The organism is Acidovorax radicis (assembly GCF_020510705.1).
GTDB classification, from domain to species: Bacteria; Pseudomonadota; Gammaproteobacteria; order Burkholderiales; family Burkholderiaceae_C; genus Acidovorax; species Acidovorax radicis_A.
Window position 1 is genome coordinate 2,308,056 of the sequence record NZ_CP075184.1, and the last position, 11,537, is coordinate 2,319,592.

Below are 11,537 nucleotides of genomic sequence, written 5' to 3' on the forward strand. Positions count from 1 at the left end.
TGGGGTGAAGCCAACGCAGGGTGACCAATGTACTGGACGGAGTTCTCTGTTCATCTAGGTGTTTGCCACAGTGTCGACAAATTATCAACAAATTACCATCAAAGCGGCACCATAATATCCGCTTGCACATCCCGTGCCAGCTTTGTGTCCGGTCGGAATCCTCGCCATGAACATCTCCGTTAAGCCAGCCACCGAAGCGCTCTCCATCGTTTCATCGGCGCACCTTGTCTCAGCCCAGAGCGCAGAGCTGAGCGAGTTCGAGTTTGGCCTCATCGTCGCGGGCAATGCGTTTCATCGCTGGGTGGTGCACTGCATGGCCGCTGCGGGGCTCAAGGACCTGACACCGCTCGACGTGGTGGTGTTGCACCATGTGTCCCACCGCGCACGCGACAAGCGCCTTGCGGACATCTGCTTCATCATGAATGTGGAAGACACGCACCTGGTGAACTACTCGCTCAAGAAGCTGCAGACCCTGGGCGTGGTGGCTTCGCAAAAGAATGGTAAGGATGTCACCTATGCCGCCACCGACTCGGGCCGCGCTTACGTGCAGCGCTACCGCGAGATTCGTGAAAGTTGCCTGATCAATGCGTTGAATGCCGACGATGCGCTGAACCGCGACATCGGCGAACTGGCCCGTTTGCTGCGTGTGCTCTCGGGCATGTATGACCAGGCTGCGCGCTCTGCGGCTTCGTTGTGACCGCTGCCGCCCCCGTTTCCTTAAATTTTGAATAAAAATGGCTCTGGCGCTTATCCATAAAGCGGTAGTAGCTATAAATTAAATAGCATTTATATGTCCAATCAACCATCCTCTTTGTCCCGCTGGCAGTTCTGGATCGATCGAGGGGGCACCTTTACCGACGTGGTGGGCAAGCGGCCCCATCCAGACGGATCTTTCAGCCTGGTCACCCACAAGCTGTTGTCCGAGAACCCCGAGCAGTACAAGGACGCCGCAGTGGCCGGCATTCGCCACCTGCTGGGTCTGAAGCCCGGCGAGGCCGTGACGCCCGAGCTGGTGGAGTGCGTGAAGATGGGCACCACCGTGGCCACCAACGCGCTGCTGGAGCGCAAGGGCGAGCCCACGCTGCTCATCACCACCAAGGGCTTCAAGGACGCATTGCGCATTGCGTACCAGAACCGCCCGCGCATTTTTGACCGCCACATCGTGCTGCCCGAGCTGTTGTACGAACGTGTGATCGAGGCGCAGGAGCGCATGGGCGCGCATGGCGACGTGATCGAGCCGCTGGACGAGGCGCACCTGAAAGAGCGCCTGTGGGCCGCCTACGACGCCGGCCTGCGCAGCGCGGCCATTGTGTTCATGCATGGCTACCGCTACGCCGCGCATGAAGAGGCGGCGGCCCGCATCGCGCGCGAGGTGGGTTTTACGCAGGTGAGTGCATCACACGCCACCAGCCCGATGATGAAGCTGGTGAGCCGGGGCGACACCACGGTGGTGGATGCGTATCTCTCGCCCATCCTGCGCCGCTATGTGAGCCAGGTGGCCAGCGAGATGCCGGGCGTCAAGCTGTTCTTCATGCAGTCGTCGGGCGGCCTCACGGATGCGCAGGTGTTCCAGGGCAAGGACGCGATCCTCTCTGGCCCCGCAGGCGGCATCGTCGGCATGGCACGCACTGCGGGCCTCGCGGGCCACGACAAGGTCATTGGTTTTGACATGGGCGGCACCAGCACCGACGTGAGCCACTACGCGGGCGAGTTCGAGCGCGAGTTCGAGACCCAGGTGGCGGGCGTGCGCATGCGCGCGCCCATGATGAGCATCCACACCGTGGCGGCGGGCGGCGGCTCCATCCTCGGTTTTGACGGCGCACGCTTTCGCGTCGGCCCCGAGAGCGCGGGGGCCAATCCTGGTCCCGCCAGCTACCGCCGGGGCGGCCCGCTGGCTGTGACGGATGCGAACGTGATGGTGGGCAAGATCCAGCCCGCGCATTTCCCCAAGGTGTTTGGCCACGGCGCCAACGAGACGCTGGATGGCGATGCGGTGGCGCAGAAGTTTGCAGACCTTGCACAGCAGACCGGCCGCACGGGCGAGGACGTGGCCCACGGCTTCATCCAGATCGCCGTGCAGCAGATGGCCAATGCCATCAAGAAGATCAGCGTGGCGCGCGGCTATGACGTGACGCGCTACACGCTGCAGTGTTTTGGCGGCGCGGGCGGCCAGCATGCCTGCCTGGTGGCCGATGCGTTGGGCATGACGCGCGTGTTTGTGCACCCGCTCGCGGGTGTGCTCAGCGCCTATGGCATGGGCCTGGCCGACCAGAACGTGATCCGCGAGCAGGCGGTAGAGGCCAAGCTGGTGCCCGATGCGCTGGCCGGCATCGCAGCCTCGCTGGAGCAACTGGCCACCACCGCACGCACCGAGCTGGAGCGCCAGCAGGTGGGCGTGGGCACAGCCGTGGTGCACCGCCGCGTGCACGTGCGCTACGAGGGCAGCGACTCGGCGCTCATCGTTCCGTTCGGGTCGATGCCCGAGATCACCGCCGCGTTCGAGAACGCGTACCGCCAGCGTTTTGCCTTCCTCATGCAGGGCAAGGGCCTGGTGGTGGAGGCGGTATCCGTCGAGGCCGTGGTGCCTGGGGATGCGCCTGTGGAACCGCGCCACGCGCTGCCGCCTGCACGCGAGGTGCCGCGCCGCAGCACCGTGCGCATGTACACCGGTGGCGTAGATGGTGTGGCCGCCTGGCACGATGCCGCGCTGGTGGTGCGTGAAGACTTGCGCCCCGGCGACGTGATTCCCGGCCCCGCCATCATTGCCGAAAAGAACGCCACCACCATCGTGGAGCCCGGCTGGGAGGCCGAGCTGACCGACCTGGACCACCTGCTGCTCAACCGCCGCGTGGCGCGCGCCGTGCAGCATGCTGTGGGCACCACGGTGGACCCGGTGCTGCTCGAAGTGTTCAACAACCTGTTCATGAACATCGCCGAGCAAATGGGGCTGCAGCTGCAGAACACCGCGTACTCGGTGAATATCAAGGAGCGGCTGGACTTCAGCTGCGCGCTGTTCGATGCCGAAGGCAACCTGATTGCCAACGCACCCCACATGCCCGTGCACCTGGGCTCGATGGGCGAGAGCATCAAGACCGTGGTCCGCGAGAATGCGGGCAAGATGCAGCCAGGCGATGTGTACGTGCTCAACGACCCGTACCATGGCGGCACCCACCTGCCCGACATCACGGTCATCACGCCGGTGTATGTGTCTGACGAGGCCGAGCCTACGTTTTATGTGGGCAGCCGGGGCCACCATGCCGACGTGGGTGGCACCACACCGGGCTCGATGCCACCGTTCTCCACGCGCATTGAAGAAGAGGGCGTGCAGATCAACAACGTGAAGCTGGTGGAGCGCGGCGTGCTGCGTGAGGCGGAGATGATTGCGCTGCTCGAAAGCGGTGAGTACCCATCCCGCAACCCGCAGCAGAACATGGCCGATTTGCGCGCGCAGATCGCAGCGAATGAGAAGGGCCAGCAGGAGCTGCGCCGCATGGTGGCCGAATTTGGGCTTGACGTCGTTCAGGCCTACATGCGCCATGTGCAGGACAACGCGGAAGAATCGGTGCGCCGCGTGATCACCCGCCTGAAGGACGGTGCATTCACTCTGCCGCTCGACAACGGCGCACAGATCAGCGTCGCGGTGAAGGTGGATGCAGCGAACCGCAGCGCCACCATCGACTTCACCGGCACCAGCCCGCAGCAAACCAACAACTTCAACGCGCCCACAGCGGTGTGCATGGCGGCGGTGCTGTATGTGTTCCGCACGCTGGTGGACGATGACATTCCGCTGAACGCGGGGTGCCTAAAGCCGCTCAAGGTCATCATCCCGCCCGGCAGCATGCTCAACCCCAACCCGCCAGCGTCGGTGGTGGCGGGCAATGTGGAGACCTCCACCTGCATCACCAATGCGCTGTACGGCGCGCTCGGTTTGATGGCGGCGGGGCAGTGCACCATGAACAACTTCACCTTTGGCAGCACGCGCTACCAGTACTACGAGACCATCTCGGGTGGCAGTGGTGCGGGCGGCGTGTGGGATGCCACGGGGCAGCTCGCGGGCGGGTTTGCGGGCACGAGCGTGGTGCAGTGCCACATGACCAACTCGCGCCTGACCGATCCCGAGATCCTGGAGTTCCGCTTTCCGGTGCGGCTGGAGGGCTACGAGATCCGCAAGGGCTCAGGCGGGGCCGGGCAGTGGAAGGGCGGCGATGGCGGCATCCGCCGCGTGCGTTTTCTGGAGCCCATGACGGCCAGCATCTTGTCGAACGGTCGCCACCATGGCGCCTTTGGTATGGCCGGCGGCAAGGCCGGTGCCGTGGGCATCAATAAGGTGGTGCGCAGCGATGGCCGGGTGGAGCTGCTGGACCACATTGGCCAGGCCGAGATGCTGCCGGGCGATGTGTTCGAGATCCACACGCCGGGCGGTGGCGGGTTTGGCGCGGCAGGCCAGAAATAATGATGAAAATGGCCGCTAGCGCTTTATCCATAAGCGCTAGCAGCTATTAAATCAGGAATCTTCGGGTGATTCCAGTGTGGGCCCGCTCGGGTTCAGGCTGGGGGGCACGTCCTGCCCGGCCTGGCGCGCGCGGAACAGGGCGGCGCGCATCAGAAAAACCGACATGACTGGCGCCGTGATCGCCACGAACACGGCAATGAGCAAGGCGTGCAACGCGAGCGCCCCATCCACCACCGAAAAATAGATCACGGTGGCGTGCATGATCAGCCAGCAGCCCAGGGTGGCGATGATGGTGGGGGCATGCGCACGCTCAAAAAACGTGTGCAGCCGCAGCAGCCCGATGGAGCCCAAAAGCGCCAAGCCCGCGCCAGCCAGCACCAGCACGGCAATGATGGCCTCCAGCCACAAGGGCAGTGCGGCGGCGCCGGTCATTCGATGACCTCGCCGCGCAGCAAAAATTTGGCCATGGCCATCGAGCCCACAAAACTGAAAAGCGCCAGCAGCAGCGCCGCCTCGAAGTAGTTTTTGCTGCCATACAGCAGGCCCAGCACCAGCATCATGAGCATGCCGCTCAGATACATGCAGTCCAGCGCCAGCACGCGGTCTTGTGCCGACGGGCCTTTGAGCAGGCGAATCAGCGCGCATCCCATGGCCAGCGCCAGCATGAGCAGCGCCGCAGGCAAGGCCCAGTCGAGGATGGGGGTCATTCAAAAATCTCCATGAGGGGGCGTTCATAGCGGTGTTTGATATCGGCGACGACGGCAGCCGCATCATCGAGCTCCAGCAGATGCACCAGCAGCATGCTGCGGTCCACCGACAGTTCGGCCCAGGCGCTACCGGGTGTCAGGCACACAATCATCGCCAATACTGCGAGGGCATTGGGGTCGCGCACATCCAGCGGCACATGGACAAAACCCGGAGGGTGGCGCCGGCTGCCCGGTGCCAGCAACAGGCGCGCCACGGCGATGTTGGAGCGTGTGGTGTCCGCCACCACGGTGAGCGCCAGCCGCAACACCGCGCCGGGTTTGCGAACCCGCACAGGCAACGGTCGCAGCCCGGCGGTGAGCAGCGGTATGGCCAGGCCCAGCACGGCGCCCAGCACGATGTGGCCCGCGCTCAAAGAGCGGTTGAGCAGCAGCCACAGGCCCAGCAGCGCGAACGACAGCAGGGGCGCAGGCACCAGGCGCTTGAGCGGCGCCTGCCGTGGGGCGGTTGGGCGCGGCGCAGCGGACGCCACGGCGAGGGCCGCGCCAGCACTGCCACCGAACCTGTCGTCGGACGCAGCGTGGGGCGATGTTGCTTCGATCGGCGTGTCGGAGGGTTTCATGGCGCGCTGCTCCCAGTGCTTGTGGGGGTGCCTGTTTGGGGTGCACCCTGCCGGGGCGGGTTGGCCACGGGAGCGGCGGTCATCACGGCGCGTATATAGACGGCGGGCGCGTGCAGTGCATCTGCGGTGGCCTGCGTGTAGCGCATCACGGCACCCGCATGCCACACCAAGGCGATGCAGGCCACAAGCAGCAGGGCGATGGGCATGCCTTCAAGTACCAGCAGCTTCGGCGATGTCCGGTCGTGCGCCGCCCAGAAATGGCGAACTCCCGCCCGTGTGAGCGCCAGCAGGGCGAGCAAGCCCGAACCCACGAGCAGAGCCACCAGCGCCCAGCCCGCCGTGCCCGGCTGAAATCCGTTCGACGCGCCCAGCCCGAGCGGGTTGAGTACCGCGTGAATCATGGCGAATTTGCCGACAAAACCCGGCAGCGGCGGCAAGCCGGTGATGATGAGTGTGCAGGCCATGAATGCCAGCCCCAAAAAGGCGGCCGCTGCCGGGATCACCTGGCCGATAGGGGCATCGTCCGCGTCGTCGAGGCTCATGCGTTCGTTGGGCACGAGGTCGGCAGAGAGGAATGGTGCATCGTCAGCCTGCTCATGAGGCGCCAGGTTGGAGCCATGGTTGCGCCAGCGGTCGATCAGGTCGGTGAGCAGGAACAGCGCGCTTACCGCCAGCGTGGAACCGATCATGTAATACAGCAAACCAGCGGTGAGTAGGGTCTGCCCAAAGCCCGTGGCCGCCAGCAGCGTGCCCGAAGACAGTATGGCCGCGTACCCCGCCAGGTGCCCCAGCCGCTGTGAGCCCAGCATGCCGATGGCGCCAAACGCCATCGTCACCATGCCTGCGCCCATGAGCCACTGGCTGCCAAACTGCGCCGACTCGCCCGCCTCGGCGCCAAAGATCAGCGTCCACAGGCGCAGCACGGTGTACACGCCCACCTTGGTCATGAGGGCAAACAGTGCGCCCACCGGCGCGGTGGCGGCGCTGTAGGCCGGCACCAGCCAGAAGTTCAGTGGCCACACGGCCGCCTTGATGAGAAACGCCACGGCCAGGATGGCGGCCGCCGCATGCAGCAGGCCCCGGTCTGCCACCGCCACGCCAGCGATGCTCCGCGCCAGGTCGGCCATGTTCAGCGTGCCAGTGATGCCATACAGCATCGACACACCGATCAGAAACAGCGATGAAGCCGCCAGATTGATGGCGATGTAATGCATGCCCGCGGCCACGCGCTGTCGCCCCGAGCCATGCAGCAGCAGACCGTAAGAGGCCGCCAGCATGATTTCAAAAAACACGAACAGATTGAACAGATCGGCCGTGAGGAAGGCACCGGCCAGCCCCATGAGCTGGAACTGGAACAACGGGTGAAAGTGCACACCCGCGCGGTGCCAGCGTGCCGCCGAAAACACCACCGACGCCAGGGCCACGGTGCTGCACAGCACCAGCATCATGGCCGAGAGCCGGTCGATGGCCAGCACGATGCCAAACGGCGCGGGCCAGTTGCCTGGCAGGTAGACGCCCAGACTGGTTTGCACGCCGGGGTCCTTGGCCTGGACCAGCAGCAGCACGGCCACCACCAGCCCGACAAACGTCGCCGCGATGTTGAGCGCGACCTTGGTGCGCTGGCGTTCCTCGCGCAGCAGCAGCATGAGCCCTGCCGTCAGCAATGGCAACGCGATGGGCGCCAGGATCAAATGCGGCATAAGCCGCTCCAGGATGAATCCCACGGATGTCATGTCAGTTGCCTAGCGCTACGCGTAAAACAGGCGCGATCTAGGCGAGAGCAGCCAAGCAAGGGCCGCCCCGCCGCGAGGGCTGCGTCCCCCCGCCCGCAGCGCGTAGCGCTGCGAGAGCGGAGGGAGGCGGCGAAGCCGCTCAGGGGGGTGTTCGTGATCACTGCATCTCCTGCGCATCCTTGGCGTGTGTGCCATCCACGTGGTCGGTGCCTGCCATGCCGCGCGAGGCCAGCAGCACCACCAGGAACAATGCGGTCATCGCAAACCCGATCACGATGGCGGTCAGGGTGAGGGCCTGCGGCATGGGGTCGGCATAGTGCGCCAGGTTCTGGGGCAGGCCCTGTTGCAGCACGGGTTCCTTGTCAATGGCCAGGCCCAGGCGGCCCATGCTGAAGATGAACAGGTTGACGGCATACGACAGCAGCGACAGCCCCATGATGATCTGGAACGTGCGCGGGCGCAGCAGCAGCCACACGCCCGAGCCGGTGAGCAGGCCGATGGCCAGGGCCAAAATCAGTTCCATGGGCTTTCTCCCTGCGCAGCGGCCGCCGCCTGCGTCTCATCGGCAACGCGTGTGCTGTAGCGGCGGCTGCGCACCGACTGGTGGGCGATGCCGGTGAGGATGAGCATGGTCGAGCCCACCACCAGCGTGAACACGCCGATGTCAAAAAACATGGCGCTTGCAACGTGGACCTCTCCGACCCACGGCAGATCAAAATGGGCGGTGTGGCTGGTAAGGAATGGATATCCCCAGAACAGTGCCCCGAGCCCGGTGGCCAGCGCAACCAGCAGGCCGACACCAATCCAGCGGCGCGGATACAAAGGCAAGTGGGCCTCTACCCACGAGGTGCCCGAAACGATGTACTGCAGCAGCAGCGCCACAGAGAACACCAGCCCGGCCACAAACCCGCCGCCCGGTTCGTTGTGCCCTCGCATGAAAAGGTAGGCCGCCACCAGCGTGGCGAATGGCAGCAGCAGCCGCACCAGCACGGCCGGCACCATCAGGTAGCCCACGGCGGTGTCTGCGGTCTGGCGTGGGTTGGCCAGATCGGTGTGCACATCGGCAGGCAGCGCGCGCTGCTGGGGCGGCAGGTCCATCACTTCGCGCGCCGGACGAAATCGCCGCAGCAGGGCATACACCGTCAGGGCCACGATGCCCAGCACCACGATCTCGCCAAAGGTGTCAAAGCCGCGGAAGTCCACCAGCATCACGTTGACGACATTGGTGCCCCCGCCTCCCGTGAGCGCGTGCTCCAGAAAAAACGTCGAGGTGCTGTCAGGGAAGGGGCGGCTCATCATGGCAAATGACAGCAGCGCCATGCCCCCACCAGCGACCAGTGCCAGGGCCAGATCGCGGTAGCGGCGCAGTTGGGTGCGCCGCTCTTCGGCGAGGGTGGGGACTCGCAGGCTTTCGTCGCGCCGGGGCAGCCAGCGCAAACCCAGAAGAATCAGGATGGTAGTGACCGCTTCGACCACGATCTGCGTGAGAGCAAGGTCGGGCGCCGAGAACCACAAAAACGTTAGGCACACGCACAGGCCGGAGCCGCCCAGCAGGGTCAGCGCGGCCAGCCGGTGGTATTTGGCTTGCCAGGCGGCGGCTACGGCGCAGACCGCGCCAAGCAGCCACAACAGCGCAAACGATGGTGACAAGGGCAGCTGCACGCGGTCACCCACCGGCAGGCCCCGTGCCCACAAGGGCAATATGCCGGCCAACAGCGCCGCACACACCAGCCACAACATCTGCCATTGCAATCGTGTGGTGCCCAGCGCGCGGCGGCCATGGCGCCCGGCCTGCGTGAGAGCGGCCAGTGTGCGTTCAAAAATGCGCTGGCCGCTCACGTGATGCATCAAAGGGGGCGCATCCACAACCCCCTTGTTGCGTTGCCGACGCAGCAGCGTATACAGCGCAATGCCGCCGCCCAGGGCCACCAGGCTCATTACGAAGGGGGTGTTGAACCCGTGCCACACGGCCAGGCTGTAGACGGGAAGCTCGCCACCCACCACGGGTCGCGCGGCCGCTGCCAGGTATGCGCCTACCGACCATGCAGGCAACACACCGACCACCAGGCACGCCAGCACCAGCAGCTCCACCGGCACCCGCATCCAGTGGGGAGGTTCATGGGGCGTTCGAGGCAGGTCGGTGGCCGGGGCGCCAAAGAACACGTCCACCGTGAAACGCAGGGAGTAGGCCACGCTGAAGATGCCAGCGATGGTCGCAGCCACGGGAAGCAGCCAGTCGAGCAGGGGCGTGGCGTTCACATACACCGTCTCGGCAAAGAACATTTCTTTGGACAAGAAGCCATTGAGCAGCGGCACGCCCGCCATGGCCGCACTGGCCACCATGGCCAGCGTGGCGGTGACGGGCATCATGTGCCGCAGCCCCGACAGGCGCGTGATGTCGCGCGTGCCGCTTTCATGGTCCACGATGCCGACCGCCATGAAAAGCGAGGCCTTGAACGTGGCGTGGTTCATGATGTGGAAAACGGCGGCCACGGCGGCCAGCGGGCTGTTCAGGCCCAGCAGCAGGGTGATCAGCCCCAGGTGCGAGATGGTTGAATACGCCAGCAGGCCCTTGAGATCGTTTTGGAACATGGCCGCATAACCACCCACCAGCAACGTGGCAAGGCCCGCGCCACCCACCAGCCAGAACCACTGCTCTGTGCCTGCCAGGGCCGGCCACAGGCGCGCCAATAAAAAAACCCCCGCCTTGACCATGGTGGCCGAGTGCAGGTAGGCCGAGACCGGTGTGGGCGCTGCCATGGCGTGTGGCAGCCAGAAATGAAAGGGAAACTGGGCGCTTTTGGTGAGCGCCCCCAGCAGTATCAACACCAGCGCCGTGTTGTAGAGCGCATGGTCCTTGATGAGTTGGCCTGCGGCCAGCACATGGTCCAGGTCGTAGCTGCCCACGATGTGCCCCAGCACCAGCATGCCCGCGAACATGGCCAAGCCACCCGTGCCCGTCACCGTGAGAGCCATGCGCGCGCCGCGCCGGGCATCCTTGAGGTGGTGCCAATAGCCGATCAGCAAGAAGGAAAACAGGCTGGTCAGCTCCCAGAAGAAAGCAATCTGGATGAGGTTGCCCGACAGAACCACCCCGGTCATCGCCCCCATGAAGGCGAGGAAAAATGAAAAAAAGCGCGGCACCGGGTCGGCAGCCGACATGTAGTAGCGCGCGTACAGCACCACCAGGCTGCCTACGCCCAGCACCAGCATGCAAAACATCCACGCGAAACCATCCATGCGGATGACAAGGTTCAGGCCCAGCGCGGGCAACCAGACAATTTCCTGGCGCAACACGCCGCCATCAGCGATGTCTGGAAAACACAGCGCCGTCTGAACGGTGCAAAACAGCGCAATCAGCCCCGCCAATGTGGACTCGGTATTGCGGGCGTTGGCAGGTAACACCGCCGCCAGCAGACTGCCGATAAAAGGGAGGAGGATGAGCGTGATAAGGGGCATGCGTTACCAATTCTAGGGGGAGCACCTAAAAACCCTGCCCGAACATTGGCGTCGTATTGCGCCGGGCGTCATCGGTGACACAAACAACAAAGCCCGCCGAAGCGGGCTTGCAGTCTGTGAGCCGTGCTTATTTTTTGCTAGCGCTGGCGTCGCTGGCCGGCTGGGTCGCTGTGGCGGTGGGCGTGGCGGGTACTGCGCCAGCACCTGTGGTGGCGCTGTGTCCCGTCTTGCCCTCTGCCGAGGTCCCGCTTTGTTGGGTGTCTCGCGCCCGGGCCTTCGCGGCGGCCGCTGCCGTGTATTTCTTGCCGCTTACCGTGAGACCTTCCTTGGAGAAGTTGGCGGCAGACGTGTTGCCTACGCCACTCACGCGCCCAATGAAATCGTTCCAGTCGCGGAATTCACCGTTTTTGCGTTCCGCCAGAATTTTGCTCGACAGGCCTGGCCCAATGCCTTTAATGCCATCGAGTTCAGCCTCGGTGGCGGTGTTCACATCAACGGCTGCGAACGATGCGGCAGCAAACAGCAGGGCGATGAGGGTCAGCAGGCTTTTCAGCATGGCGGGGTT

Annotated in this window: 9 protein-coding genes; 2 read left to right on the forward strand and 7 right to left on the reverse strand. The window is 64.7% G+C overall.

Going from position 1 to position 11,537, the window contains the following annotated elements; genetic code table 11:
* The first annotated feature begins 166 nt into the window (after nucleotides 1–166).
* Nucleotides 167–697 (forward strand): winged helix DNA-binding protein, encoded by a 531-nt coding sequence (locus KI609_RS10615; RefSeq protein ID WP_226449801.1) that lies wholly within the window; start codon nucleotides 167–169, stop codon nucleotides 695–697.
* A 93-nt stretch (nucleotides 698–790) separates the two neighbouring features.
* Entirely contained in the window at nucleotides 791–4,453 is a 3,663-nt protein-coding gene (locus KI609_RS10620; protein ID WP_226449803.1) for a hydantoinase B/oxoprolinase family protein, read from the forward strand.
* 51 nt (nucleotides 4,454–4,504) lie between these two features.
* Here the strand turns inward: KI609_RS10620 and mnhG are convergent, their stop codons facing one another.
* From mnhG to KI609_RS10655, 7 genes are all read right to left on the reverse strand, one after another.
* Complete coding sequence (gene mnhG, locus KI609_RS10625) at nucleotides 4,505–4,885, reverse strand: monovalent cation/H(+) antiporter subunit G (protein WP_226449805.1); 381 nt, start codon at nucleotides 4,883–4,885, stop codon at nucleotides 4,505–4,507.
* Entirely contained in the window at nucleotides 4,882–5,160 is a 279-nt protein-coding gene (locus KI609_RS10630; RefSeq protein ID WP_226449808.1) for a K+/H+ antiporter subunit F, read from the reverse strand. The genes mnhG and KI609_RS10630 overlap by 4 nt, the downstream gene beginning before the upstream one ends.
* The gene (locus KI609_RS10635) at nucleotides 5,157–5,690 is read right to left on the reverse strand and encodes a Na+/H+ antiporter subunit E (protein WP_226450321.1); all 534 of its coding nucleotides are present in this window, start codon (nucleotides 5,688–5,690) and stop codon (nucleotides 5,157–5,159) included. The genes KI609_RS10630 and KI609_RS10635 overlap by 4 nt, the downstream gene beginning before the upstream one ends.
* Before the next feature lie 86 nt (nucleotides 5,691–5,776).
* Nucleotides 5,777–7,513, reverse strand: a complete 1,737-nt coding sequence (locus KI609_RS10640; protein ID WP_226449810.1) for a monovalent cation/H+ antiporter subunit D — start codon at nucleotides 7,511–7,513, stop codon at nucleotides 5,777–5,779.
* Nucleotides 7,514–7,670: 157 nt separating this feature from the next.
* Nucleotides 7,671–8,036, reverse strand: a complete 366-nt coding sequence (locus tag KI609_RS10645) for a Na+/H+ antiporter subunit C (protein ID WP_226449812.1) — start codon at nucleotides 8,034–8,036, stop codon at nucleotides 7,671–7,673.
* Entirely contained in the window at nucleotides 8,027–10,972 is a 2,946-nt protein-coding gene (locus KI609_RS10650) for a monovalent cation/H+ antiporter subunit A (protein ID WP_226449814.1), read from the reverse strand. Before KI609_RS10650 ends, KI609_RS10645 begins: the two co-directional genes overlap by 10 nt.
* A gap of 127 nt (nucleotides 10,973–11,099) precedes the next feature.
* Nucleotides 11,100–11,528, reverse strand: coding sequence for a ComEA family DNA-binding protein (locus tag KI609_RS10655; RefSeq protein WP_226449816.1), 429 nt, complete (start codon nucleotides 11,526–11,528; stop codon nucleotides 11,100–11,102).
* Between the last annotated feature and the right edge of the window lie 9 nt (nucleotides 11,529–11,537).